This window comes from Streptomyces roseoverticillatus, assembly GCF_000719265.1.
In the GTDB taxonomy this organism is placed as follows: domain Bacteria; phylum Actinomycetota; class Actinomycetes; order Streptomycetales; family Streptomycetaceae; genus Streptomyces; species Streptomyces roseoverticillatus.
In genome coordinates this window covers 14,518-38,900 of sequence record NZ_JOFL01000023.1, presented here as the reverse complement: position 1 = coordinate 38,900, position 24,383 = coordinate 14,518, and the positions used below count along the sequence as shown (strand labels likewise).

The 24,383-nt window shown below is 74.3% G+C and carries 22 protein-coding genes and 3 tRNA genes; 15 read left to right on the top strand and 10 right to left on the bottom strand.

Annotation, left to right across the window (positions count from 1 at the left end):
* Nucleotides 1–3 precede the first annotated feature (3 nt).
* From IF61_RS0125400 to IF61_RS0125390, 3 genes are all read right to left on the bottom strand, one after another.
* Complete coding sequence (locus tag IF61_RS0125400) at nt 4–933, bottom strand: carbohydrate ABC transporter permease (protein ID WP_030368856.1); 930 nt, start codon at nt 931–933, stop codon at nt 4–6.
* Nucleotides 933–2,183: an ABC transporter substrate-binding protein gene (locus IF61_RS0125395; protein WP_030368855.1), complete on the bottom strand. Its 1,251-nt coding sequence runs from the start codon at nt 2,181–2,183 to the stop codon at nt 933–935. Before IF61_RS0125395 ends, IF61_RS0125400 begins: the two co-directional genes overlap by 1 nt.
* Before the next feature lie 74 nt (nt 2,184–2,257).
* Nucleotides 2,258–4,159, bottom strand: coding sequence for an APC family permease (locus IF61_RS0125390; RefSeq protein WP_043190672.1), 1,902 nt, complete (start codon nt 4,157–4,159; stop codon nt 2,258–2,260).
* A 220-nt stretch (nt 4,160–4,379) separates the two neighbouring features.
* Between IF61_RS0125390 and IF61_RS0125385 the strand changes: the two genes are divergently transcribed.
* Nucleotides 4,380–4,991, top strand: coding sequence for a hypothetical protein (locus tag IF61_RS0125385; protein ID WP_052393025.1), 612 nt, complete (start codon nt 4,380–4,382; stop codon nt 4,989–4,991).
* Between the two features lie 40 nt (nt 4,992–5,031).
* Here the strand turns inward: IF61_RS0125385 and IF61_RS0125380 are convergent, their stop codons facing one another.
* Nucleotides 5,032–5,961 carry an oxidoreductase gene (locus IF61_RS0125380; RefSeq protein ID WP_030368852.1) on the bottom strand — a complete coding sequence of 310 codons (930 nt, stop codon included), beginning with the start codon at nt 5,959–5,961 and terminating at the stop codon, nt 5,032–5,034.
* Nucleotides 5,962–6,098: 137 nt separating this feature from the next.
* Nucleotides 6,099–6,464: a nitrite reductase small subunit NirD gene (gene nirD, locus IF61_RS0125375; protein ID WP_030368851.1), complete on the bottom strand. Its 366-nt coding sequence runs from the start codon at nt 6,462–6,464 to the stop codon at nt 6,099–6,101.
* A gap of 208 nt (nt 6,465–6,672) precedes the next feature.
* On the opposite strand from nirD, the gene IF61_RS0125370 reads away from it, so the two are divergent.
* Nucleotides 6,673–7,461, top strand: coding sequence for a sulfite exporter TauE/SafE family protein (locus IF61_RS0125370; RefSeq protein ID WP_030368850.1), 789 nt, complete (start codon nt 6,673–6,675; stop codon nt 7,459–7,461).
* A 148-nt stretch (nt 7,462–7,609) separates the two neighbouring features.
* Nucleotides 7,610–8,557, top strand: coding sequence for a trypsin-like serine peptidase (locus IF61_RS0125365; RefSeq protein WP_245684606.1), 948 nt, complete (start codon nt 7,610–7,612; stop codon nt 8,555–8,557).
* 147 nt (nt 8,558–8,704) lie between these two features.
* On the opposite strand, the gene IF61_RS0125360 is transcribed toward IF61_RS0125365, so the two are convergent.
* Nucleotides 8,705–9,388, bottom strand: a complete 684-nt coding sequence (locus tag IF61_RS0125360) for a SanA/YdcF family protein (protein WP_030368848.1) — start codon at nt 9,386–9,388, stop codon at nt 8,705–8,707.
* A 165-nt stretch (nt 9,389–9,553) separates the two neighbouring features.
* Here IF61_RS0125360 and IF61_RS0125355 point away from each other — a divergent pair, with 165 nt between their 5' ends.
* From IF61_RS0125355 to IF61_RS0125340, 4 genes are all read left to right on the top strand, one after another.
* On the top strand, nt 9,554–10,879 hold the full coding sequence (locus IF61_RS0125355) for a deoxyguanosinetriphosphate triphosphohydrolase (RefSeq protein WP_030368847.1): 1,326 nt from the start codon (nt 9,554–9,556) through the stop codon (nt 10,877–10,879).
* A 179-nt stretch (nt 10,880–11,058) separates the two neighbouring features.
* Nucleotides 11,059–12,336 carry an NAD(P)/FAD-dependent oxidoreductase gene (locus tag IF61_RS0125350; RefSeq protein ID WP_030368846.1) on the top strand — a complete coding sequence of 426 codons (1,278 nt, stop codon included), beginning with the start codon at nt 11,059–11,061 and terminating at the stop codon, nt 12,334–12,336.
* A 39-nt stretch (nt 12,337–12,375) separates the two neighbouring features.
* A complete protein-coding gene (dnaG, locus tag IF61_RS0125345) occupies nt 12,376–14,307 on the top strand; it encodes a DNA primase (RefSeq protein WP_030368845.1) in 1,932 nt (643 codons plus the stop codon).
* Nucleotides 14,308–14,782: 475 nt separating this feature from the next.
* Entirely contained in the window at nt 14,783–15,973 is a 1,191-nt protein-coding gene (locus IF61_RS0125340; protein ID WP_030368844.1) for an RNA polymerase sigma factor, read from the top strand.
* Nucleotides 15,974–16,021: 48 nt separating this feature from the next.
* Here the strand turns inward: IF61_RS0125340 and IF61_RS0125335 are convergent, their stop codons facing one another.
* Together IF61_RS0125335 and IF61_RS0125330 are read right to left on the bottom strand one after the other, a co-directional pair.
* Nucleotides 16,022–17,449: an FGGY family carbohydrate kinase gene (locus IF61_RS0125335; protein ID WP_030368843.1), complete on the bottom strand. Its 1,428-nt coding sequence runs from the start codon at nt 17,447–17,449 to the stop codon at nt 16,022–16,024.
* Between the two features lie 131 nt (nt 17,450–17,580).
* A complete protein-coding gene (locus IF61_RS0125330) occupies nt 17,581–17,868 on the bottom strand; it encodes a hypothetical protein (protein WP_030368842.1) in 288 nt (95 codons plus the stop codon).
* A gap of 201 nt (nt 17,869–18,069) precedes the next feature.
* On the opposite strand from IF61_RS0125330, the gene IF61_RS0125325 reads away from it, so the two are divergent.
* From IF61_RS0125325 to IF61_RS0125300, 6 genes are all read left to right on the top strand, one after another.
* Nucleotides 18,070–18,142: transfer RNA gene (locus IF61_RS0125325), tRNA-Asn, on the top strand.
* 5 nt (nt 18,143–18,147) lie between these two features.
* A tRNA-Asn gene (locus IF61_RS0125320) sits at nt 18,148–18,220 on the top strand.
* A 191-nt stretch (nt 18,221–18,411) separates the two neighbouring features.
* A tRNA-Ile gene (locus tag IF61_RS0125315) sits at nt 18,412–18,485 on the top strand.
* A 256-nt stretch (nt 18,486–18,741) separates the two neighbouring features.
* Complete coding sequence (gene trxA, locus IF61_RS0125310; protein WP_030368841.1) at nt 18,742–19,158, top strand: thioredoxin; 417 nt, start codon at nt 18,742–18,744, stop codon at nt 19,156–19,158.
* Entirely contained in the window at nt 19,151–19,747 is a 597-nt protein-coding gene (locus tag IF61_RS0125305) for a histidine phosphatase family protein (RefSeq protein ID WP_030368840.1), read from the top strand. The genes trxA and IF61_RS0125305 overlap by 8 nt, the downstream gene beginning before the upstream one ends.
* A 107-nt stretch (nt 19,748–19,854) precedes the next feature.
* The gene (locus tag IF61_RS0125300) at nt 19,855–20,280 is read left to right on the top strand and encodes an OsmC family protein (RefSeq protein ID WP_030368839.1); all 426 of its coding nucleotides are present in this window, start codon (nt 19,855–19,857) and stop codon (nt 20,278–20,280) included.
* Nucleotides 20,281–20,316: 36 nt separating this feature from the next.
* Here the strand turns inward: IF61_RS0125300 and IF61_RS0125295 are convergent, their stop codons facing one another.
* Nucleotides 20,317–20,898: a class F sortase gene (locus tag IF61_RS0125295; RefSeq protein WP_030368838.1), complete on the bottom strand. Its 582-nt coding sequence runs from the start codon at nt 20,896–20,898 to the stop codon at nt 20,317–20,319.
* Nucleotides 20,899–21,063: 165 nt separating this feature from the next.
* Nucleotides 21,064–21,684, bottom strand: coding sequence for a hypothetical protein (locus IF61_RS0125290; RefSeq protein ID WP_052393023.1), 621 nt, complete (start codon nt 21,682–21,684; stop codon nt 21,064–21,066).
* 94 nt (nt 21,685–21,778) lie between these two features.
* Between IF61_RS0125290 and IF61_RS0125285 the strand changes: the two genes are divergently transcribed.
* Nucleotides 21,779–22,495 carry an ATP-binding cassette domain-containing protein gene (locus IF61_RS0125285; protein ID WP_052393022.1) on the top strand — a complete coding sequence of 239 codons (717 nt, stop codon included), beginning with the start codon at nt 21,779–21,781 and terminating at the stop codon, nt 22,493–22,495.
* Nucleotides 22,492–24,225: a DUF6297 family protein gene (locus tag IF61_RS0125280; protein WP_052393021.1), complete on the top strand. Its 1,734-nt coding sequence runs from the start codon at nt 22,492–22,494 to the stop codon at nt 24,223–24,225. Before IF61_RS0125285 ends, IF61_RS0125280 begins: the two co-directional genes overlap by 4 nt.
* The last annotated feature ends 158 nt before the right edge of the window (nt 24,226–24,383 follow it).

The window sequence follows — 24,383 nt, the reverse complement described above, 5'->3', positions numbered from 1 at the left end:
TCGTCAGTCCTCTCTCCGGCCGAGCCCCGACCAGCGGGCCTGCACGACCGTCACCACGGCGATGATCAGCGCCAGCAGCACCGCCCCGGCACTGCCCAGCCCCAGGTCCTGCCCCTGGCCGAGGGCGAGGTAGTACAGGTGGACCAGCGGCGGCCGGGCGTAGGGCGGGTAGCCGCGCTGGTCCGACAGGAGGTTGTAGAACTCGTCGAACGCCTGGAAGGCGTTGATGATCAGCAGCAGCACCACGGCCACCGAGGTGCTGCGCAGCGCCGGGAACGTGATGTGGCGGAAGGTCTGCCAGCCGGGCCGGGCGCCGTCCAGGGCCGCCGCCTCGTACAGCCGCGGCGGGATGCGCTGGAGGCCGGCCAGGAACAGCACCATGTAGAACCCCGCCTGGAGCCACAGCCGAACGGTGACGATGACCAGCCAGTACCAGGGCGGGTCGGTGGCGGCCAGCCAGGCCACCGGCTCGGCCCCGAACCAGCCGAGGACGGTGTTGGCCAGCCCGAAGCGCACTCCGTTGAACACCGACAGCTTCCACACCGTGGCCGCCACGACGTAGCTGCACGCCGTGGGGAGGAAGAAGACCGACCGGAAGAACGCCCGGCCCGCGCGCAGCCGGTTGACCGCGAGCGCCAGCCCCAGGGACAGCGCGTACGTGGCCGGCACGATGAAGGCGCTGAAGACCGCGAAGGTCACGAGCGAGGAGCGGAAGGAGGCGTCGGCCAGCAGCGTCGCGTAGTTGTCCAGCCGGACGAACTCGGTGGGAGAGACGGTGTTGTGGGCGTCGAAGAAGCTCAGGTACACGCTCCAGGCGAGCGGTACGTAGGTGAAGAGGGCGAGCCCCGCGGCGAAGGGGCCCACGAAGGCCCAGAACCACAGCGCGCGGTGCCGCTGCCGGGCGGCGGGGAGGCGGCGCGGGGCCGCGGGCATCAGCCGCGGCTCCGTACGCGGTGCAGCTCGGCGCTCGCCTTGCGCACCACCGCCTTGAGCTCGCTGCCGGGGTCGGCGCCCTCCCGGGTGATGCGGCTGAGGGCATCCAGATAGGCGGTTTGGCTCGCTTCCGTCCACAAAAGGGGCCGCGCGTAGCCGTGTTCCTTGGTGAAGCGCACGGCCTCCGCGGCCGCCCCGGACTTCAGCCGGTCGGCCCGGGCGGCGAGGGAGGCGCGGGCGGGGATGTGCAGCCCGTAGGACTGTGCGAAGTCCTGCTGGTAGTCGGTGCGCTCGACCCACAGCCACTTCACGTACGCCTCGGCCGCCTCCCGGTGCGCGCTGCGGCTGCTGACGGCCGCCGCCCACGCGCCCACGGGCACGGACGGCCGCCCGGCCGGCCCGTCCGGCGGGAAGGGAAGCACCCCGAAGTCGTCCCCGAGGGCCTTCTTCACCTGCGGCAGCGCCCACAGCCCGCACCACTGCATCGCGGCCAGCCCCTGGGTGAAGGACGCCGGGTTGAACCAGTCGGTGGGCGCGCCCAGCAGCAGCGAGCCGTCGGTGTGGAACCGGCGCAGCTTGCCGAGGGTGCGCGCCGCGGCCGGGTCGTCGAAGCCCACCTGTCCGCCGGGGGTGACGAGGGACAGCCCGGCCGCGTACAGCGGCGTGCCGCCCAGGGCGCCCGCGCCGCCGGAGTTGCCCAGGAAGAGCCCCTTGACGTCCTTGCGCGTCAGCCGCCGGGCGGCGTCCACGAGCTCGTCCAGCGACTGCGGCGGCCGCACGCCCGCCGCGTCCAGCATGCTCCTGCGGTAGTAGAGCAGCTGGGTGTCGACGAGCTGGGGGATGCCCCAGACGCGGTCCCGGTAGGTCCGGGGCGCGAGGATCACGGGGTCGAATTCGCCCTTGACGTCCTTCAGCAGGCCGGTCAGGTCGGTCACCTGGCCGGCCTGGATCTGCTCGACCGTCGGGCCGGCCACCTCGAAGACGTCCGGCCCGGAGTCCGTCAGCAGGGCGGCGGCGGTCTGCTGGTCGTAGTTCCCGGGCCGCCACTCGATCCGCACGGCGGCGTCCTTGTACGCGGCGGCGTACCGGCCCACCGCCTGCCGCGTGCCCGGCTCGCCGTACTGGTGGTACCAGTGGGAGAGCCGGGGCCGGCCCGGCCCCTCCTCCCCGCCGCGCCCCGTATTGGACCCGCACCCGGTCAGTGCGATGCCCGCACCCCCGGCCAAGAGCAGTCTGCGGCTGATCGGCATGTTCGGTTCTCCCCCTCGCGGTCGGGACCGTACGGACCAACGATCAACGATGGGGGAGGATTACGACAGGGTGATTAGCGCCGTGTGCCGGTCCGCCGGGCGGCCGGCTCCGCGCCGATGCGGAAGCGGAGGCGGCAGATCACCGCGTCCGTGTCCCGGCGCACCGCGTGGGCCACGACCGCGCCGCGCTGGTTCTGCAGCAGCCGCTGCCAGACGTGGGCGGGCTCGACCTCGGGGATGAGGACGGTGACGCGGTTGCCGGGGTGCCGGTCGGTGAGCTCGTGGACGTAGGCGACGATGGGGCGGCCCAGGGCGCGCGTGGGGGCGGGCAGTTCGACGAGGTCGACGCCCGGGTTCCACAGCTCCCAGTCGCGCCGCAGCGTCTCGGCGGCCCGCGCCCCCTCCGCGTCGGGCTGGACGGCGGTCACCGCGATCACCTCGTCGCCCAGCGACACGGCGGCGGTCAGGGCCTTGCTGGTCAGCCGGGAGAGGGAGGAGACGGGCACGACGACCACGCTGTGGCAGCGGCGCGGCGCCTCGGGCACCCGGCCGAGCCCCAGCCGCTCGCCGATCCGCCCGTACGAACGGTGCACGGCCTCGAAGACCAGGACCATCAGCGGCAGCGCCAGGGCGATCAGCCAGGCGCCCTCCTCGAACTTCGTGGCCGTGACCACGACCGCTGACACGCCCGTCAGCAGCGCGCCGAAGCCGTTGAGGAGCGCCTTGCCGCGCCAGCCCGCCGAGCGCTCCCGCCGCCAGTGCCGCACCATGCCGACCTGGCAGATCGTGAAGCCCACGAACACCCCGATCGCGAACAGCGGCACGAGCGTGTTGACGTCGCCCCCGGAGAAGACCAGCAGCAGCGCGGAGACCGCCGCGAGGGCCAGCACGCCGTGCCGGTGCACCTGCCGGTCCGCCTTGAGGCCGAAGACGTGCGGCAGGTAGTTGTCCCGGGCCAGCAGGGCCATCAGGACGGGCAGCCCGCCGAAGGACGTGTTCGCGGCCAGCGCCAGCAGCACGACCGTCGCGAACTGCACCACGTAGAAGGCCCAGTTGTGACCGAGGGAGGCGTCGGCGAGCTGCGCGAGGACGGTGACGCCCTCCACCGGCTGCAGGTGGAAGCGGCCGATGAGCACCGCCAGGCCGATCAGCATGGCGCCCAGCAGGGCGCCCAGTGCGACCTCCGTGCGCTGGGCCCGCCGCTGCGCCGGGGCGCGGAAGGCCGGCACGGCGTTGGCCACGGCCTCGACGCCGGTGAGGGCGGAGCAGCCGGCGGCGAACGCCTTCAGGAGCAGCAGGGCACCCACGGACGTGGCGTTCCCGGCGAGCACGGAGGCGTGCCCGGCGGCGGCCTCGGTGCTCGCGGGGGCGTCCCGCAGCAGCCCGGCCACGATCATGGTCAGGATCGAGCCGACGAACACGGCGGTCGGCAGCATGAACCACTTCGCGGACTCCACGATGCCGCGCAGGTTCACCCCCGTCACCAGGGCCAGCACGCCCAGGCAGATCCACAGCCGGTCCGCGTAGAGGGAGGGGAAGGCGGAGGTCAGGGCGGCGACGCCGGCGGTGACCGACACCGCCACGTTCAGCACGTAGTCCAGCACCAGGGAGGCCGCGGTCACCAGGGCGGTGCGCCGGCCGAGGTGCCGCTTGGCGACCGCGTACGAGCCGCCGCCGTCCGGGAACGCCGCGATGACCTGCCGGTAGGAGGCGACGAGGACCGCCAGCAGCGCGGCGATCGCGAAGGTGACGGGGAGCGTGAAGCCCAGCCCGTACGCGCCCGCCGCGGCCAGCACCAGGACGATCGCCTCGGGCCCGTAGGCCACCGACGCCATCGCGTCCAGCGAGAGGGCCGCGAGCCCCTGAGGGGCGGTCAGCCGGTGCCGGTCCTCGGCGGACGGCTGCGCGGCGCCGGTATCGGGCGGTTCCTCGTCGGCCCCTTCGGGCCGCTGGTGCGCGTGCGCGAGCAGGGACATTCTGTTCGTACCTCCGTGAGTGGGACGCCCAGCGTGCAGCCGGCCCCGCGCGCCCGCGCACACCCTTGGCGGGCTCTTGGCGCGTTCCGGAGGGATCTTCACGCGTTCTTGACGGCCGGGGCCGGGATACGTCAGCGGGGCGTAAGGGTTGGCCCAAGTGACGTCAGCAGCCCGTCAATACCGGACGTTCCGCCCCCGGTACGGGCCTAGCGTCACGGGCATGGGACGGCGACAGCTCTCGAAGGCGCGGGCGGGCGGACCCGTCGCGCGGACGGCACGGACCAAGGCCCGGCCGCCCGGCGGTGCGGTCCTCGCCCACGACCGGGGCTGGCGGCGCGAGGCGCGGGCCGCCTGGTACTGCGGCTCAGCCCTCGCGGGCGTCCTCCTCCTCGCCGACCTCGCCCGCGGCGGGCTCGACGGACCGCGCGCCGCCTGCTGGACCGGCCTCGGCGCGCTCCTGCTGGCCGTCCTGCTGCCGCAGCGGGTCACCGCCGGCGACGGCTGGCTCGCCGTGCGCGGCCTGCTGGGCGAGAAACGCGTCCGTACGGACCTGCTCACACAGGTGCGCCGGGCGGACGGCATGACACCGCGGCTCGTGCTGCGGGACGCCGGGGGCAACCGCGTGGAGTTCGACCCGCAGGTGCTCGTTGCCAACCCGCTGCTCTGGCACTGGCTGGACACGGGGGTGCGGCGCGCCCGCGAGAGCGGCCTGCTGCGGGAGGGCGGGGCGCCGCTGGCGGAGCTGGCGGAACGGATCGACGGGGAGGGGGCGCGGCGGCTGCTGGAGACGCTCACCCATCAAAGCCCGTCCGGGGGCACCTCCCAGCGGTAGCTGGGGGAGATTGAGGACAATGGCCGTGGTCAGGTCCGGGTCACAGCCAGGTGTACGTCACGCCCGTCAGCCGCTCCGACGCCGCCCAAAGCCCCGCACTGGCACGGTCATTGCGCGTCCACCACGCCCGTACCGCCCGCCGCGTAGGCGCCCCCGCGCTGCGGAGCTCGAAGCGCGGCCCGAAGTAGTCGTCCTGCCGGACGTCCTGCGCGGTCGCCGCGTACAGCGTGGGCAGCGCCCCCTGTTCCGGGCTCTGGGCGAAGAGCCGGTTGGCCAGCTCGGCGAGGTGCTCGGCCGTCGTCCGGCCCTCCATCCGCGCCCCGGCCGTCTGCAGGTTCGTGGCCGCGTAGCCGGGGTGCGCGGCGGCGGCGATGACGCGCGAGCCCTCCGCCGTCAGCCGCTGCGCCAGCTCGTGCGTGAACAGCAGGTTGGCGCTCTTGGAGCGGCCGTAGGCGATCCAGCGGCGGTAGCGGTGCTCCATGTTGAGGTCGCGAGGGTCGACCGTGCCCAGGACGTGCAGCCCGCTGGCGACGGTGACGACCCGCGCGCCGTGCCCGGCCTCCCGCAGCCGCGGCAGCAGCAGGCCGGTCAGTGCGAAATGGCCGAGATGGTTCGTGCCGAACTGCATCTCGAACCCGTCGACCGTGCGGCGCTGCGGCAGCGCCATCACCCCGGCGTTGTTGATCAGCAGGTCCAGCCGGTCGCCGGGCAGGTCCGCGGCGAAGGCCCGCACCGAGGACAGGTCCGCGAGGTCGAGCGGGGCGAACTGCACGTCGGCGCCGGGCGCCGCCGCGCGGACCCGCTCCTCGGCGGCCTTGCCGCGCGTCGCGTCGCGGCAGGCGAGGACGACCCGTGCGCCGTGCCGCGCCAGCTCGCGGGCCGTGACGTAGCCGAGGCCGCTGTTGGCGCCCGTGACCACCGCCGTGCGGCCGCTCTGGTCGGGGATCTCGCTCGCGTTCCATCCAGTCACGTCTGCTGCGCTCCTCTGCGGTCCGCACCCGGCACATACGCGTCAGTAGCCCTCGTCGGTCCCAGCGTAGGCGAGGGGAAGCGGGTGCAGGGCGGGCATTCGCCCGATACGGTGGCCCGCGCGCGGGGCGCCCCCGCTCAGCGCAGCCGGACCGTATACGCCGGGACCGACACGGCGGCGTCGTCCAGGCACCGGCCGTCCGTCAGGTCGAAGCGCCGCCCGGCCGGCGGCGAGGTGACGTACGGCCGCCCGCCCGCGGAGCCCAGCGGGCCGCGCGCGAGGACGAACGCCCCGCTGAACGGGTCCTGATTGCCTATGGCGTACGCGCGTCCCGCCCGGTCGACGAAGACGGCGGCCTGCTGGCCGTCCGGCAGCAGGACCGCCACCCCGCGCCCGGGCGTCAGATCGCCCAGCTCGCAGAGGGCCTGCCAGCGGCGCCCGAGGAACGCCTCGACGCGTGCGGAGGCGGACGCGGGCGGGAGCTGCTCGGGAGCGACGGTCATCGCGGGAGGTCCCTTCGGGCGAGCGGACAGGGACGGTGGGGGAGCGGGCCGGGCTGCGGAGCGCCCAGCACTGTGGCACAGCCGCCGCCGTCTGTCGCCACCCCGGCACACGTTTTCCCCACACCTGTGACGGCTGTGTGTCCGGCTCCGGCACGGCCTGCCGCCGTCTTCCGCAAGCGAGTTGGGAGGAACCCGTACGATCGCCGGGGTGACCACCGACATATCGCTGACGACGCTGCTCGTGCTCTGCCTCGCCGCGGCCGCGGCGGGGTGGGTCGACGCCGTGGTGGGCGGCGGCGGCCTCCTGCAGCTCCCCGCGCTGATGGTGGCCCTGCCGCACGTACCGGTCCCGCACGCCATCGGCACCAACAAGGCCGTCGCCATCTGCGGCACCGCGGCGGCCGCCGTCACCTACACCCGCCGCGCACCGGTGAACGGGCGCACCGCGCTGCGTATCGGCCTCGCCGCGCTCGGGGGCTCCTTCGCGGGGGCCTTCTTCGCCTCCGCCATCAGCAGCGCCGTCCTGCGCCCTCTGATCATGGCGATCCTGGTGGCCGTGCTGGCCTTCGTGCTGCTGCGCCCCTCCTTCGGCACGGGCGCGCTCCCGGCGGCCGAGCCGGTGACGCGCCGCCGCGTCCTCGCCGCGATCGTCGTCGCGGGTCTCGGCATCGGCTTCTACGACGGGCTCATGGGCCCCGGCACGGGCACGTTCCTCGTGCTCGCCCTCGCCGCGATCCTGCACATGGACCTGGTGACGGCCTCCGGCACCTCCAAGATCGTCAACGTGTGCACCAACGTGGGCGCGCTCGTCACCTTCTCCTTCCAGCACGCCGTGATCTGGCAGATCGCCGCCCCCATGGCGCTGTTCAACCTCACCGGCGGCGCGCTGGGCGCCCGCATGGCCCTGAAGCGGGGCAGCGGCTTCGTCCGGGGGGTGCTCGTCGTGGTGGTCCTGTCGCTGGTGTGCAAGCTGGGCTACGACCAGTGGGGCGGCTGACCCGCCCGAGCCGCCCGGGCCGTCTGAGCTGCGCAAAGGCGCCCGGATGCACCGAACGGCTGGCGCTTGCATAAGAAATCCCTTAAATAGGCCCGGCGCGATCCGGTGTGCCGGTGAATGGGGCTAGCCTGACCACTACCTTCCTGACGTGGTGGGGGTTCTCGTGCGTTTCTCCCGGTGGGGCCGGGCCCGGTGGGTCCGGGCCGTGCTCGCGGGGCTCTATGTCGTCACCCTCGCGGCGGCCGTGCCGCGCGGGGCCGGTGGCCACGGCCGGGAGGGCAGCTGGTCCAGCGAGGAGGCCCGGCGGTTCTGGGGCCCGACGCGGCTGGAGCACCCGGCGCAGGACGGGGCCGACGGCGAGAACGGCGACGCCGCGCCCGACACGCAGCGCATCACCGGCAGCGCCCGCCACTTCGACGGGGTGCCGTCCGTGGGCATGCTCTTCTCCGTCGGCGAGGACATGCGCAACCACCACTGCACCGCCAGTGTGGTGCACAGCCCCAAGGGCAATCTGATCGTCACGGCCGGGCACTGCTCCTTCGGCGACGACGCCGCGTTCGTCCCCGACTACCGCGCCGGGGCCGGCAAGCAGCCGTACGGGGTGTGGCCCGTGGACCACGTCTACGCCGACCCCCGCCGCAGCGACACGGGCGCGGGCTCCGACCTGGACTTCGCGTTCGCCACCGTCAGGGCCGACGGCCGCGGCCGCCAGATCGAGCGCGTCACCGGCGCCAACCGGCTGGTCCGCACGCCCGGCTACGTCAACCGCGTCACCGTCATCGGCTATCCCGACGCGGACGACGACCCCGCCGACAAGGCCGTCCGCTGCACCGCCATGACCACCCGCCTCGAAGACCGCAACCAGCTGCGGATGCGCTGCGACGGCTTCGTCTCGGGCACCTCCGGCAGCCCGTGGCTCACGCACTTCGACGAGCGCACGCGCACCGGCGACCTCGTGGGCGTGCTGGGCGGCCTCAACGGCGGCGGGCCGGACGGCGACGAGAGCGCGCGGATCTCGTACAGCCCGGTCAACGACGACGAGATCTTCAAGCTGTACCTGGACGCCATAAACGACCGCGAGCCCGTACGGGACTAGGCCGGTCCGGCACCGCCGGTCCGCACCGTCGTGGTTGCGCGCCGCCGCGGCGAAAAGAAGCGGCGGAAAGAAGCGGCCCGCCGCAACGGAGACAGGCCACCGCGCCGCGGCTCCGGCGGAACGCGCGGTAACCCGGAGCCGGTGGCCCTAACGCGAAAGCGCCTGTTCCACGCCCGGTTCGCGGGGGCCGAGGAACCGCGGACCGGGGCGGATCACCGCGTCCAGGGCGGCCTTTCCCGAAGCGAACACCTCCCGCGCACCGCCCGCGTACCAGGTCACGTCGTGCTTGGCGGCCACCCCGACCCCGTACGCGTCGATCCCCGCCGCCCCGCACAGCGCCAGCGCCCGCCGGACGTGGAAGCCCTGCGTGATGAGCACCGCCTTCTTCACGCCGAAGATGCGCACGGCGCGCGTGCACGAGTCCCACGTGTCGAAGCCCGCGAAGTCGCTGACGATGCGGTCCGCGGGCACCCCGCGCTCCGTCAGGTACGCCCGCATCGCGTCCGGCTCGTCGTACTCCTCGCGGCTGTTGTCGCCGGTGACCAGCACCACGCGGACCTTGCCCGCCCGGTACAGCTCGACCGCGGCGTCGAGGCGGTGCGCCAGGTACGGGGACGGCTTGCCGTCCCACAGGCCCGCGCCGAAGACCATGGCGACCGGCGCGGCCGGCACGTCTCGGGCGGTCCGCATCCGCGGCTCCGCCGCCGCGTACACCCACGTCGCCGGCAGCAGCCCGAGCACACAGCCGGCCACGGCGGCCCACAGCAGCCGCCGCCGCTCCCGCCGCGTCCGCGGCAGCCGTACCCGCATCCGCAGCACGCGGCCCCGCATCATGTCGATCACCCTCCCCGTCGACCGGTAAGAACGCACCGGACACCCGGCCGGTTCCCCGGCCCCCGCAGGTCAGGGCCGTGCGCCCGACGCCGCGTCCGGAACCGGGGCCCGCGGCGGCCCGCGCCGTCGCTGCTGTCAGACCCGGCGGTTACCGTCAGGAGTATGAACGGAACGGCACGCACCGAGGGCGAGCAGCCCCCCATCGCCGGATACGACGAGCAGGACCTGGAGCGCTGGGCCCCCGAGCCCGACAAACGCCCGGGGCGCACCGCCTTCCAGCGCGACCGGGCCCGCGTGCTGCACTCCGCCGCCCTGCGCCGCCTCGCCGGCAAGACCCAGGTCGTCACGCCCGGCGTCAGCGCCCAGGCCTGGGACGCCAGCCCCCGCACCCGCCTCACCCACTCCCTGGAGTGCGCCCAGGTCGGCCGGGAGCTCGGCGCGGCCCTCGGCTGCGACCCCGACCTCGTCGAGGCCGCCTGCCTCGCGCACGACCTCGGCCACCCCCCGTTCGGCCACAACGGCGAGGAGGCGCTCAACGAAGTCGCGGGCCTGTGCGGCGGGTTCGAGGGCAACGCCCAGTCGCTGCGCCTCCTCACCCGCCTGGAGCCCAAGCGGTTCGTGCCCGCGGGCGACGGCGGCGAGCTCGTCAGCGTCGGCCTCAACCTCACCCGGGCCGCCCTCGACGCCGCCACCAAGTACCCCTGGCCGCGCGGCGGCCACCCCACCGACCCGGCCTCCCGCAAGTTCGGCGTCTACGCGGACGACATGCCCGTCTTCACCTGGCTGCGGCAGGGCGCCCCCGCGGGCCGGCGGAGCTTCGAGGCCCAGGTCATGGACTGGGCCGACGACGTCGCCTACTCCGTGCACGACGTCGAGGACGGCCTGCACGCCGGCCACCTCGACCCCAATGTGCTGCTCGCCGCCCCCGAGCGCCGGGACGTCTTCGACGTCGCCGCCGGCCGCTACGCCCCCGGCGCGGAGCCCGGCGAGCTCGCCGAGGCCCTCGACCGGCTCCTGGAGCAGGAGTGGTGGCCGCACGGCTACGACGGCTCGGCCGTGGCCCAGGCCCGCCTCAAGGACGCCACCAGCCAGCTCATCGGCCGCTTCTGCCTGGCCGCCGAGGCCGCCACCCGCGCCGCATGGGGCCCCGGCCGGCTCACCCGCTACGGCGCCGAGCTCGTCGTCCCCCGCGAAATCCGCCTCGAATGCGCGGTCTTGAAGGCCGTCGCCGACCGCTACGTGATGCAGCGCGAGGACCAGGAGAAGCTCCGCGCCGAGCAGCGCGTCGTCATCGCCGAGCTCGCCGCGGCCCTCACCGCCCGCGCCCCCGACGGCCTCGACCCGCAGTTCCGCACCCTCCACGCCGCCGCCACGGACGACGCCGGCCGCCAGCGCGCCGTCGTCGACCAGATCTCCGCCCTGACCGACGTCTCGGCGCGCTCCCTGCTCGCCCGCCTCACCGAAGGGCGTCGTGTGTCAGAAGGGTGACCGAATGTCCACAGAATCCGAGGACTTCCCCCACACCTTGCGGGTACTGACCCGTCCGGGGTAGTCCCTCTTCCGGCGGCGGGCCCCGTGCGGCAACCTCTGCACGGGCCGATTCCGGCCGGGGGCGGTTCACCGCAGACGCACTGCAGACGCAGCGCGTGGCAGCGAGGAGGCAGCAAGTGGTCGACGCGAACCAGACGTTCGTCATCGTCGGAGGGGGCCTGGCCGGGGCGAAGGCCGCGGAGACCCTCCGCACGGAAGGCTTCACCGGCCGGGTGATCCTCATCTGCGACGAGCGGGAACACCCCTACGAGCGCCCACCGCTCTCCAAGGGCTACCTCACGGGCAAGGAAGACCGCGACAGCGTCTTCGTCCACGAGCCCGCCTGGTACGCCCAGGCCGACATCGAGCTGCACCTCGGCCAGCCCGCCGTCCACCTCGACCGCGCGAACCGCTCCGTCCGCCTCGGCGACGGCACCCGCGTCCACTACGACAAGCTGCTGCTCGCCACCGGCGCCGAGCCCCGCCGCCTCGAGATCCCCGGCACCGGCCTCGCCGGCGTCCACCACCTGCGCCGCCTCGCCCACGCCGAGCGGCTGCGCGGCGTCCTCGCCGCCCTCGGCCGCGACAACGGCCACCTCGTCATCGCCGGCGCGGGCTGGATCGGCCTCGAAGTGGCCGCCGCCGCCCGTTCCTACGGTGCCGAGGTGACCGTCGTCGAGCCCGAGCCCACGCCGCTGCACCCCGTCCTCGGCCCCGAGCTCGGCCAGCTCTTCACCGACCTGCACAGCGAGCACGGCGTCCGCTTCCACTTCGGCGCCCGCCTCACCGAGATCACCGGCCAGGACGGCATGGTGCTGGCCGCCCGCACCGACGACGGCGAGGAGCACCCCGCCCACGCCGTCCTCGCCGCCATCGGCGCCGCCCCCCGCACCGCCCTCGCCGAATCCGCGGGCCTCGCCCTCGTCGACCGCGCCGACGGCGGCGGCATCGCCGTCGACGCCTCCCTGCGCACCTCCGACCCCGAGATCTACGCCGCGGGCGACGTCGCCGCGGCCGAGCACCCGTCGATGGGCACGAGGCTCCGCGTCGAGCACTGGGCCAACGCCCTCCACACCGGCCCGGCCGCCGCCCGCGCCATGCTCGGCCAGGAGGTCGCCTACGACCGCGTGCCGTACTTCTTCTCCGACCAGTACGACGTCGGCCTGGAGTACTCCGGCTACGCCCCGCCCGGCTCCTACGACCAGGTCGTCTGCCGCGGCGACGTCGGCAAGCGCGAGTTCATCGCCTTCTGGCTCGCCGGGGGGCGCCTCCTCGCCGGGATGAACGTCAATGTGTGGGATGTCACGGACACCATCCAGAAGCTCATCCGCTCCGGCGCCCCCCTGGACCCCGAGGCCCTCGCCGACCCCGCCGCCCCCCTGGAGGCCCTGCTGCCCAGCCCGGCACAGTCCTGACCGGTCCGCGCCGCCGCCCCCCGCCCGTAGAATTCACGCGTGGCAGGACGGATCAACGATGACGACGTGAAGGCGGTCCGGGACGCGGTCCCGATCGACGCCGTCGTGTCCGAGTACCTCCAGCTGCGCAACGCGGGCGGCGGCAACCTCAAGGGCCTGTGCCCCTTCCACGACGAGAAGTCCCCGTCCTTCCAGGTCAGCCCGGCCAAGGGGCTCTTCTACTGCTTCGGCTGCCAGGAGGGCGGGGACACCGTCGACTTCGTCATGAAGATCGACCACCTCTCCTTCGCCGAAACGATCGAGCGGCTGGCCGGCCAGGCCGGCATCACCCTGCGCTACGAGGAGGGCGGCTACACCCCGGGCCGCCAGCAGGGCGAGCGCATCCGCCTCGTCGAGGCCCACAAGCACGCCGCGAAGTTCTACGCCGAGCAGCTCGGCAGCCCCGAGGCGGAGATCGGCCGGCAGTTCCTCGCGAGCCGCGGCTTCGGCCAGGACGCCGCCGAGCACTTCAGCGTCGGCTACAGCCCCGCCGGCTGGGACCACCTCACCCGCTTCCTGCGCGGCAAGGGCTTCAGCGACAAGGAGCTGATCCTCTCCGGCCTCGCCCAGGAGAGCCGCGGCGGCCGCCCCATCGACCGCTTCCGCGGCCGCCTGATGTGGCCCATCCGCGACATCACCGGCGAGGTCGTCGGCTTCGGCGCGCGCAAGCTCCGCGACGACGACAACGGCCCCAAGTACCTCAACACCCCCGAGACGCCCCTCTACCGCAAGTCGCACGTCCTCTACGGCATCGACCTCGCGAAGAAGGACATCGCCAAGACCAGCCGCGCCGTCGTCGTCGAGGGCTACACCGACGTCATGGCCTGCCATCTGGCCGGCGTCACCACCGCCATCGCCACCTGCGGCACCGCCTTCGCCGGCGACCACATCAAGATCCTCCGCCGGCTGCTGATGGACAACTCCGGCGCGAAGGTGATCTTTACCTTCGACGGTGACGCCGCCGGGCAGCGCGCGGCCCTGCGGGCCTTCGAGGACGACCAGAAGTTCGCGGCGAGCACCAAGATCGCTGTCAGCCCCGGCGGGATGGATCCGTGCGAGCTCCGCCTCGCCGACGGCGACGACGCCGTACGGCGACTGGTCGAGGAGAGCACCCCCCTCTTCGAGTTCGCGATCCGTTCCGTGGTCGCCCGGCACACCGTTGAGGATCCCGAGGGCCAGGCCGCCGCTCTGGAGGAAGCCGCGCCCATCGTGGCGAACATCAAGGACGGCTCCATCCGGCACCAGTACGCCGTCCGGCTCGCCGGCCTGCTGGGCATCCTCGACACCCAGTTCGTCGTCATGCGCGTCGGGCAGCTGGCTCGCTGGGCGCGCGAGCGCGGGGAGCGCGGCGGCCCCCAGCAGCGCTCCGCCGGCCGGGCCGGCGCGCCGGCCACCGGGCCCGCGGCGGGGCTCGCCCACCACCGGGCCGGCGGGCCGCAGGCCGCCCGCGGCCCCGCGCTCAACCTGCGCAGCCCCGTCGCGCTCACCGAGCGCGAGCTGCTCAAGCTCGCCCTTCAGCGGCCCGAGCTCGTCGCCCCCGCCTTCGACGCGTACGGCGAGGACGAGTTCACCGCCGCGCCCTACGTGGCCGTGCGCCGCGCTATCGAGGAGGCCGGGGGCGTCACCGCCGCCCCCGCCGACTACCTCACCCGCGTCCGGGAGGCCGCCCCCGACGACACCGTCCGGGCGATGATCACGGAGCTGGCCGTCGAGGCGATCCGGCACAAGAACGTGGACGAGGTCTACGCGGGAATACAGCTCGTCCAGGTCCGGCTGCGCGCCGTGGAACGCCGCATCCAGGAGGTCCAGGGCAGCCTGATCCGCCTGGGCAGCCGCCCGGACCCGGAACACCTGGCCGCCGTGCAGAACGAACTGTGGGTCCTGGAGCAGTACGCCCGCTCCCTGAAGGACCGCGGGGCGGCGGCGCTGTAGGGCCCGCCCCCGAGGGGGCCGGGCTTGCCGCCGGGAACCGGCGGGTGAAGGGCGCATGCCCTTCAATTCCGCCGCGACGGCGAGAAACCCCCACGGAGTGATCCGGCGGTGCCGGGCTGCCCGGCAGCTTCGTCCGGCACCGCCGGACCGCGCCGTACCGGCTGATCGCCGCGGCGGCGGATCCAAGGGCCCGGCCCTGTCGGCCCACCGCCGCGGAAGCGGAGGTCGTAACCACCGGTCACGGAACGGACTCAGAAAGTGCCCGCAAGCCCCTCGTGGCGGGCCCGCGTCGTACCCCACACTGGTGGGCGGTGCCTGAGTCCTCGGACGCGGCAGGCCCGGCCGCTCGGACCCGGAACTCGGAACCCTTCGCGAAGCCGCTCCTGATCCCCGGGACGGCCGGCGGCCAGGCCGCTGCCGCCCCTCCGGCGCATGCCGCCCCGAACTGGCAGCGATCACCTTGGAGGTCGCCCCCGTGCAGACCCGGACCCCGACCAGGCCCCAGCCACGGCCCCCGGCCGCCGCCCCGGCCCAGGGCGTGCCCCGGCAGCCCGCCGCACCGCAGGCCGAGAGCCTCCCCGACGAGCCGCTCCTGCCGGATCCGGCCGCGAGCCGGGCAGCGGAATCCGAAGCCGAGACCGAGACCGAGAACGAGACCGAAGCGGCGTCCGAGGCCGAGTCCGAGGCCGAACCCGAGGCCGAACCCGAGGCCCCCCGGGCCGCCTCCGCGGACTCCGTACGCCCCGACACCGGCGGCCCCTCCTCCGACCTCTTCCGCCAGTACCTGCGCGAGATCGGCCGCATCCCGCTGCTCTCCGCCGCCGAGGAGGTCGAGCTGGCCCGCTGCGTGGAGGCCGGCCTGTTCGCCGAGGAGAAGCTCGCCGGCGCCCCGGACCTGGACTCCCGGCTCGCCCTCGACCTCGACCGCCTGGTCGTGCTCGGCCGGATGGCCAAACGGCGCCTCATCGAGGCCAACCTGCGCCTCGTCGTCTCCGTCGCCAAGCGCTACATCGGCCGCGGCCTGACCATGCTGGACCTCGTCCAGGAGGGCAACCTGGGCCTGATCCGGGCCGTGGAGAAGTTCGACTACGCCCGCGGCTACAAGTTCTCCACGTACGCGACGTGGTGGATCCGCCAGGCCATGTCGCGGGCCCTCGCGGACCAGGCCCGCACGATCCGCGTCCCGGTGCACGTCGTCGAGCTGATCAACCGCGTCGTGCGCGTCCAGCGCCGCATGCTCCAGGAGCGCGGCTACGAGCCCACGGCCGACGAGGTGGCCGCCCACCTCGACCTCACCCAGGAGCGGGTCAGCGAGGTGCTGCGGCTGGCCCAGGAGCCGGTCTCGCTGCACGCGCCCGTCGGCGAGGAGGACGACGTCGCCCTCGGCGACCTGATCGAGGACGGCGACGCGGCCTCCCCCGTGGAGTCGGCCGCGTTCCTGCTGCTGCGCGAGCACCTGGAGGCCGTCCTGTCGACGCTCGGCGAGCGCGAGCGCAAGGTCGTGCAGCTGCGCTACGGGCTGGTCGACGGCCGCCCCCGCACGCTGGAGGAGATCGGCCGCATCTTCGGCGTGACCCGCGAGCGGATCCGCCAGATCGAGTCCAAGACCCTCAACAAGCTCCGCGACCACGCCTTCGCCGACCAGCTGCGCGGCTACCTCGACTGACCCGGCGGGCCGGGCCCGGGACCGGAGCCCGGGACGGCGGAGCCGCGGCTAGCCGGCCCGGAACGCTCCGGGGTGCGTCTGATCGCGCACGGCGGCGTACTGCTGCCGCACCGCCTGCCCCACGGCGAGATCCTCCCCGGGGTCGAACGCCTGACCGGCGGCGGCGGGCCACATGGGCGGCTCGTGGGGCGCCAGCCCCCCTTGCTGGACGCCCAGCGCCCAGGCCGCCTGCCGGGCCGCGCCCAGGGCCGCGTAGTCCGCGGGCTGCGGCACGACGACCTGCGTGCCGAACAGGGCCGGCGCTATCACCTGCACGGCGGGCAGCTCCGCCGCGGGCCCCAGCAGGAACACCCGCCGCACCTGCACCCCGCGCGTGCGCAGCACGTCGAGGGCGTCCGTCAGCCCGCACAGCATGCCCTCGAACGCGGCCCGCGCCAGGTGTTCGCGCTTCATGCTCTCGCGCCGCAGCCCCGCGAGGCTGCCCGCCGTGTGCGGCAGGTGCGGGGTCCGCTCGCCCTCCAGGTACGGCAGCATCACGAGCCCGTACGAGCCGGGGGAGGACTGCAGGGCCAGCTCGGACAGGCCGGGGAGGTCCGTGCCCAGCAGCTCGGCCGTGCCGCGCAGCACCCGTACGGCGTTGAGGGTGTGCACCACGGGCAGGTGCATGCCGGTCGCGTCGGCGAGGGACGTGATCGTCCCGGTGTCGTCGACGAGCGCCTCGTGGTGGACGGCGAACACCGAGCCCGAGGCCCCGAGCGAGATCACCGCGTCGCCCGGCCCCACGCCGAGCCCGAAGGCGGCGGCCATGGTCTCGCCCGTGCCCGCGGAGATCAGCAGCCCCTCGGGGGTGTGCCCGGCGGGCTCGGCGGGCGCGAGCACGTCGGGGAGCACCGCTTGGCGGCCCAGGGCGAGTTCCACCAGGTCGGGCCGCCAGGAGCCGGTCGCGGCCGACCACAGGCCGGTGCCCGAGGCGTCGCCGCGGTCGGTCGTGCGCCGCAGCGGGCGGCCCAGGAGCTGCCACACGAGCCAGTCGTGGGGCTGCAGCAGGGCGGCGATGCGCTGGGCGGACTCGGGCTCGTTGCGGGCGAGCCAGCGCAGCTTGGCGACCATCTGGCCGGGCTGCGGCACGGAGCCGACGGCCTGCGCCCACGCGGCCCGCCCGCCGAGCGCGTCGGTCAGGTCGGCGGCGGAGGGCTGCATCCGCTTGTCGTTGCCGAGCATCGCGGGCCGTACGAGCACCCCGCCGGCGTCCAGCGCGAGCAGGCCGTTCTGCTGCGCGGACACCCCGATGGCCTGGACGCCCTCCAGGAGCCCGCCGGCGGCGGCCTCGCCCAGGCTGATCAGCCAGGCCTGAGGGTCGCCTTCGGTGTGCGGATGAGGGGCGTACCCCTGCCGGAGCACGGCACCCGTGTCCGTATCGCAGACGACGATCCGTGTGCTCTCGGTGGAACTGTCCAAGCCCGCGACTATGCCCATGCCGAGATGATGCCAAACCCCGGGGCATGCTCCGCGCGCCGGAGGGGTGTTAGCCGGTCGGCCACCGGCCGGGGTCAGGAGTAAACCGCCGGGACGGGTGTGACCGCGGCGGGGCGGGCGGGACGGCCGGGTCAGGTGTTGCTGGTGCCCCAGTCGTCCTCGGAGCCCCGGCCCCGCTCGCGCAGGGACCGCACGCGCTCGGCCACGGACTCCGGCATCCGGTCGCCCGCCTTGGCGAGGGCCTGGGAGGCCAGTGCCCGGCCGTTCTGCGCGGCGGACTCGACGGTGTTCCGGACGGCGGGGTTCTGCGCGATCTGCCGGGCCCCCTTGCGCAGCTGTTCGTAACGGTCCCGGCCGGCCCTCGCCCCCAGGACGTATCCGACGGCTGCTCCCAACATGAACGTCAGCCGGTAGCGCATCCCGCACACCCTTCCTTGGATCCCTCGGATCCCTCGGACACCGTCGTCGCACCGTGGTCGCCGCCTACCCGCCGGGTGCGAAGGTCACTCCCGGGGTACCGATTGGCGGAGCACCCCCCTGCTTGCGCTAATGTATGTCTCGCAGCGAGCGCCCGCCGCCCGGAAGACCGGTCGGAAGGGCATTCGAAGCAAACGCAGCAGTCCCCTGTAGCTCAATTGGCAGAGCAGCCGGCTGTTAACCGGCAGGTTACTGGTTCGAGTCCAGTCGGGGGAGCGCGATCCTCTGTAGCTCAATTGGCAGAGCAGCCGGCTGTTAACCGGCAGGTTACTGGTTCGAGTCCAGTCGGAGGAGCAAGCGATCGAGGACCCCTTCGGGGGTCCTTTTTCGTGTCCGGAAGTGCTTCCGGAGGGAACCGTCCCGCCGTGATCGAAGTCCTCATGGTCAGGTAGGTCACGCAATACGCCCCCTCAGGGGCAGCAGATCGTATGAGCGGCTATGCTGCGGCAGACGGCGCGCACAGATGTGCGCGACGCGCCGTGAACGGGGCGGTAGCTCAGCCGGTTAGAGCAGCGGACTCATAATCCGTCGGCCGTGGGTTCGAGTCCCACCCGCCCCACCCACGCGATGTCGCTGCAGAAACGATGCGACCTGCGTTTTCGAAAGCCCCGCCCGGCCCGGCTCCCGCTCGGCCCGGCGGGGCTTCGCGCTGTGCGGGCCCGGGACCGCACGACTTCGGCCACGTCCTGCCCCGCGGGCCGTCTGCCCCGTCCCCGCACGGGTATGCGGCGGAATACGGCCCGGCGTCATCCTGTTGGCGCTGCTGGGCCGGTCCGACGGTCACCCGACGCCACAGCGGAAGCAGGTAGCGACGCATGAGCAGCAGCACGGTGGAGCTCACCAAGGACAACTTCGACGAGATCGTCTCCGGCAGCGGATTCGTGCTCATCGACTTCTGGGCGTCGTGGTGCGGCCCCTGCCGGCAGTTCGCGCCCGTGTACGAGGCGGCCGCCGAGCGCCACGGCGACCTGGTCTTCGCCAAGGTCGACACCGAGGCCCAGGCCGAGCTGGCGGCCGCCTTCGACATCCGGTCGATCCCGACGCTGATGATCGTGCGGGACAACATCGCGGTGTTCGCGCAGCCGGGCGCCCTGCCGGAGGCCGCGCTGGAGGACGTCATCCGGCAGGCCCGCGGGCTCGACATGGACGAGGTGCGCGCCTCCGTCGCCGAGGAGCAGGCCAAGGCCGGGCAGCCGGCGGCGCAGGGCGAGGGGCAGCCCTCCGGTGAGTGAGCTGCTGCTGATCCGGCACGGCGAGACGGAGTGGAGCCGCGACGGCCGCCACACCGGCTTCACGGACGTGGCCCTGACCGACCGCGGCGAGCTGCAGGCGGAGGCCCTGCGCCCGCTGCTCGCCGGCAGCACGCCCGCGAAGGTCCTGGTGAGCCCGATGAAGCGGGCCCTGCGGACGGCCGAGCTCGCCGGGCTGGAGAACACGGAGACCGACCCGGACCTCCACGAGTGGGACTACGGCGGCTACGAGGGCGTCACCACCGAGGAGATCCACCGCACCCGCCCCGGCTGGTACCTGTGGGACGACGGCGTCGTCCCCGGGCCGCCGGAGCACCCGGGCGAGACGCCCGCGCAGGTCGGCGCGCGCGCCGACCGGGTGCTGGCCCGCGTCGTCCCCCTGCTGGAGGCCGGCGGCGGGGACGTGGTCCTCGTGGCGCACGGGCACTTCCTGCGCGTGTTGACCGCCCGCAGGCTCGGCCTGCCGCCCGCCGCGGGCGCGCTCTTCCGGCTCGACACCGCGACCGTCAGCCGGATCGGCGCCGAGCACGGGCGCCCCGCGCTCGTGGCCTGGAACGTGCGCTCGGCGTGATCCGGCACGTTCCTCTTCACCGTGCCCGCGCGCAGCAGGGCCCCGTGCCCGCGCCGAGCCCATAAGCTTTGATCTCCGAAACCGAGCAGTGATCTGGAGGACGATCCGTGGCCACCATCCGCACCGCGCACACCGTCTGGGAAGGCGAGCTGCTCAAGGGCAGCGGCACCGTCAGCTTCGACTCGTCCGGCATCGGCTCGCAGCCGGTGTCGTGGCCGTCGCGCGCCGAGCAGGCCAACGGCAAGACGAGCCCGGAGGAGCTGATCGCGGCCGCGCACTCCAGCTGCTTCTCCATGGCCCTCTCGCACGGCCTGACGGGCGCGGGCACCCCGCCCACCCGCCTGGAGACCAAGGCCGACGTCACGTTCCAGCCGGGCGAGGGCATCACCGGCATCCACCTCACCGTCCGCGGCGAGGTCCCGGGGCTGGACGCGGCGGGCTTCCAGGAGGCCGCCGAGGGCGCCAAGAAGAACTGCCCCGTCAGCCAGGCCCTCACCGGGACGACGATCACGCTGACGGCCGAGCTGGCCTGACCCCTCCCGCCCCGCGCGTCTGCGCGGCCCGCGTCGTCACGGCGTCAGGGCCGCGTAGACGATGAGGTTCTTCACCGGGTGCCCGTTCGCGTCCGGGCCGCCCGCGCAGGTGACCAGCCGCAGCACCCGCTCCTTCGTCGGCCCGTAGACCTTCCGCGTGGGGAAGGCGGACTTGCCGGCCGTCTCCTTGCCGGTGACGGAGAAGCGCAGCAGCTTGCCGTCCCCGCGCCGGACGTCGACGGCCGTCCCCTCGTCCACCTTCTCCAGGTCGTGGAAGACGGCCCTGCCCTCGCGGGTGTCGCTGTGGCCGATGACGACGGCGGCGCCGGGCTCGCCGGGCACGGCCCCGCCCGTGTACCAGCCGGCCGTCATGCCCTTCTCCGGCGGCGGCACTTGCACGGTGCCGTCGCCGTTCCTGCCGAGGCGCAGCAGCGCGCTGTCCACGCCGATGGAGGGGATCGAGAGGCGGGCCGGCTCCTCGGGCGAGGCCGGGGTGCCGCTGGCTGCCGTGCTGCCGGCCGTGCCGGACGAGCAGGCGGTGAGCAGGGCGGTGGCGAGCGCGGCGGGCAGGATCAGGGCCGCTGCAAGGGCGGGTGCGGAGGAGGTCCTGCGGGGCATGGGCTGTCCGTCCGGTGTGGGGGATCCGGTCGTGGTACCCGTTCACGCTAGGGACCGGCCGGTGTCCGCCGCCTCGGGTGAACGGCCAGTTCTGTCTCCCTCTAAAGGATGAGGACGGTTCGGGTTTGAACTACTGCAGCCCGCAGACCGTGCGCCCTGTCCGCCTCAGACGAACCGCTGCAGCAGCCCCCACGTGAACTCGACCACGTACTCTCCCCGCTTCCCGGCGGCGTCCGGCGCGGTGAACGCGAGGCGCCAGCGGGTAGGGGCCGTGCCCTCCAAGGGGCGGGCGGGGGCGAAGGCGCGCGCCACCTCGTCCACCGTGCACGACCAGGGCCGCAGGTCCTCCACCGTGCGCAGCTCGGGGCCGGGCGCGCCGGGCGCGCGGACCAGCCACTCGTTCCACACGGCCCCGCCGGGCGCCGCCAGCACCTCGAACCGCAGGTCCGGCCAGAGCGGCAGCCGCCACGCCGACGCCTCGAAGGGCAGGTCGCCGATGCGGCGCTCGCCGGTGGCGTCGGGCGGGCCGAGTACCGAGCGGTAGCGCGGGCCTGCCCCGCGCCGCCCCGGGGCCCGCAGCATGGCCTGCCAGCGCCGGTTGGCCTCCCGCATCTCCGCCCTGCCGACGCCGAGCTCGTGCAGGGCGTCCTCGACGAGACCGGGCTGGTGGTCGGCCATCCGCCGCAGCAGGACGAGCTGGAAGCCGAGCGGGCCGAAGGCGCCAGCGGTGCCGGAGGTGCCGGACAGGGGTGCGGGCTCGGGTGCGGAGTCGCGCGCTGGGTTCATGGGGGCCATCGTCGCGCACGGGAGGCGGGCACCGCCGGGCGTCGTCCGTTCACTAGGGTCTGGCTGAGTGATCACCCGCGTACGGAGGCTTCTCATGACCGGCTCGACGGCGCCGCAAGGCGCCCCCGCCCCGCTGCTGCGGCTGCGCGGGGTCAGCCGCACCTACGGGGAACGGAAGGCGCTGCTCCCGCTCGACCTGGACCTGGAACCCGGCACCTGCACCGCCCTTTTCGGCCACAACGGCTCCGGCAAGTCCACGCTGCTGCGGATCGCGTGCGGCCGGGACGAGCCGACGAGCGGCACTGCGCACTTCGCGGGCCGCAAGATCTCGGAGGACGATCCGGAGGTACGGGCCAGGGTCGCGGTCGTCGGCGACACCGTCGCGACCTACCCGGACCTGACCGTGCGCGAGCACCTCGAACTCGTCACCGTCGCCCACGCCGTGGAGGACGCCGACGCCTGGATCGACGAGGTGCTCGCCGACCGCCGGCTGTCCGGCCACGCGCAGGCGCTGCCCGGCTCGCTCTCCTCCGGCCAGCTCCAGTCCCTTCTGCTGGCCGCCGCCCTCGTCCGCCCCCGCGACCTGCTCGTCCTCGACGAGCCCGAGCAGCGGCTCGACCCGGACGCCCGGGTCCGCCTCGCGGAGCTCCTGAACGGCGAGAAGCGCGACGGCGTGGCCGTCCTGCTGGCCACGCACCAGGCCGAGCTCGCGGAGACCATCGCGGACCGGATGATCGCCCTGGAGGACGGCCGGGTGATCGCGGAGGGCCCGCCGGCGGAGGTCCTGGCCGAGCTGGGGCTGCGCGGATGAGCCACGACGAGTCCGTACGGGGCGAGCTCGACGAGCCGGTACGGGACGAGTCCGCGGAGGACGAACTCGTGTGGAGCGAGGGAGAGGACGACCGCACCGCCGAGACGCTGCGCTGGCTGCGGGAGAAGCGCAAGTCCCACCGCCGTCAGAAGGGCCGCGACGTCGCCGTCCTCGTCTATACGCTCGTGCTCCTCGGCGCCGGCTACGGCGGCGGGTACGCCGTCTACTTCCTGCACCGGCTCCGGCTCGGCGCGGACTACAGCGACGTCGGCGCGCACGTCCAGGCCGCCCTGCCGGCCTTCTTCACGCTCCTGACCGCCGCCCTGGCCCTGCTCGCCGCGCGCGACGCCCTGTGGCGCGGCCCCGTCGTCGTCCCCGCCCCTTCGGTCGGCTGGCTCCTCGCGCAGCCCGTGCGCAGGTCCGTCATCCTGCGCCCCTGGTTCTGGCTGTCGTCGGGGGTGTCGGCCGTCACCGCCCTGGTGGCCGCGGTCGCCGCGGCCGTCGTCCTGCGCGTCCTGGGCCTGGCCTCGCCGGGCGGCGCCCTGCTCGCGCTGCTCCCGGCTGCGGTGTGCCTGCCGCTGCTGGCCGTCGCGGCGGGCATGGCGGTGGAGCACCGGGCCGGGCTCGCGCACCTCGTCCGCCGCTTCTCGCCCCTGGCCGTGGTCGTGCTGATGCTGCTCGCCGGGCAGACCGCGGCCGCCGCGGCCGGGCACCGGAGCACCCTGCTGGAGCAGGTGGAGCTGTGGTCCGGGCCGTGGGGCTGGGCCGCCCAGCCCGTCGTCTCCGTCACCGGCGGCCACGCCGCCGGCTGGCCGGCCGCCGTCGTCCTGCTGGCGCTCCTGACGGCCGCCGGCCTGGTGCAGGGACACCGGGACGCCGCGCTCGTGCCCACGGCGCAGCTGCGGCGGCGGGCGGCGACCGCCCAGACCGTGTCGTCGGTGATGTACTCGGCGGAGCTGCGGGCCGCCAAGCTCGCCCTGATGGACGCGGCCGCCGCCGCCGGCCCCGGCGCCGGCCGCATGCGCAGCGTCCGGCTGCCGCGCCCGCGCAGCAAATACCTCGTGGTGGTCTGGCGGGACCTGCTGTCCCTGCTGCGGACGCCCGCCCGCCCGGGAAAGGCCCTGATGTGGCTGGCCTGCGCCACGGCGGCGGCCGCCCTGGGCCTGCAGTTCTCCGGCGGCGCCCGCGCCGTCGGCCTCGCCGCCGCCCTGCTGCTCGGCTACTTCGCCGTGGGCGTCCTCGCCGAGCCGGCCCGGCTGGAGACGGACGACGTGCGGCGCGCGGCCTGGTCCCCCTTCCGCTTCCGTACGCTCATGCTTCAGCACGCGGTGATGCCGGCGGTGCTCGGAGCCCTGCTGGCGCTGCTCGCGGCGGTGCCGTTCGCGGTGGCGGGGGCGCCGTGGGCGCTGGTGCTGATGCCGGTGTGCGCGCTGCCGTTCGCCGCGGCGGCGGTCTTCTCGGCGAGCCGCGGACCGGCCCGTACGGACATGCTGTTCTCCGGGGTGAGCTCGCCGATCGGCGACCCCGGGGTGTTCCGCTTCTTCTTCTGGTACGCGGCGGGGCCGCTGGTGTCGGTGGGCGGGCTCGGGATCGTCCTCCACGGGGTGCTGAGGCACGCGCCGGGCGCGGGTGCCGTGGCCGTTGCGGCCGGTTCGGCGGCGGTGTTGACGGCCGGGCTGCTGTTCTTCGCCGCACGGTCCGCCGACCGGCTCGTACGGCCCGGGAGTTGACGCTCTTCGCACTGGTCGCAGGGGGTTCGCGCACCCGCCGCGGTTCACCTGAATGGGTGATTCCGCAACTAGTGCTGACGCGAGCACACTCTGGGCAGGATGGTGCGCACCCTCCCTCCAACAGGGGCTCCCGGCTGCCGTTCCGCCGGGACGCCTGC

What these genes read in the sequence shown, in the direction of transcription:
- IF61_RS0125395 (WP_030368855.1), bottom strand. Translation starts at nt 2,183, where the DNA reads ATGCCGATCAGCCGCAGACTGCTCTTGGCCGGGGGTGCGGGCATCGCA.
- IF61_RS0125285 (WP_052393022.1), top strand. Translation starts at nt 21,779, where the DNA reads ATGACCGGCTCGACGGCGCCGCAAGGCGCCCCCGCCCCGCTGCTGCGG.
- IF61_RS0125290 (WP_052393023.1), bottom strand. Translation starts at nt 21,684, where the DNA reads ATGAACCCAGCGCGCGACTCCGCACCCGAGCCCGCACCCCTGTCCGGC.
- IF61_RS0125390 (WP_043190672.1), bottom strand. Translation starts at nt 4,159, where the DNA reads ATGTCCCTGCTCGCGCACGCGCACCAGCGGCCCGAAGGGGCCGACGAG.
- IF61_RS0125385 (WP_052393025.1), top strand. Translation starts at nt 4,380, where the DNA reads ATGGGACGGCGACAGCTCTCGAAGGCGCGGGCGGGCGGACCCGTCGCG.
- nirD (WP_030368851.1), bottom strand. Translation starts at nt 6,464, where the DNA reads ATGACCGTCGCTCCCGAGCAGCTCCCGCCCGCGTCCGCCTCCGCACGC.
- IF61_RS0125355 (WP_030368847.1), top strand. Translation starts at nt 9,554, where the DNA reads ATGAACGGAACGGCACGCACCGAGGGCGAGCAGCCCCCCATCGCCGGA.
- IF61_RS0125295 (WP_030368838.1), bottom strand. Translation starts at nt 20,898, where the DNA reads ATGCCCCGCAGGACCTCCTCCGCACCCGCCCTTGCAGCGGCCCTGATC.
- IF61_RS0125335 (WP_030368843.1), bottom strand. Translation starts at nt 17,449, where the DNA reads ATGGGCATAGTCGCGGGCTTGGACAGTTCCACCGAGAGCACACGGATC.
- trxA (WP_030368841.1), top strand. Translation starts at nt 18,742, where the DNA reads ATGAGCAGCAGCACGGTGGAGCTCACCAAGGACAACTTCGACGAGATC.
- IF61_RS0125360 (WP_030368848.1), bottom strand. Translation starts at nt 9,388, where the DNA reads ATGCGGGGCCGCGTGCTGCGGATGCGGGTACGGCTGCCGCGGACGCGG.
- IF61_RS0125330 (WP_030368842.1), bottom strand. Translation starts at nt 17,868, where the DNA reads ATGCGCTACCGGCTGACGTTCATGTTGGGAGCAGCCGTCGGATACGTC.
- IF61_RS0125280 (WP_052393021.1), top strand. Translation starts at nt 22,492, where the DNA reads ATGAGCCACGACGAGTCCGTACGGGGCGAGCTCGACGAGCCGGTACGG.
- IF61_RS0125400 (WP_030368856.1), bottom strand. Translation starts at nt 933, where the DNA reads ATGCCCGCGGCCCCGCGCCGCCTCCCCGCCGCCCGGCAGCGGCACCGC.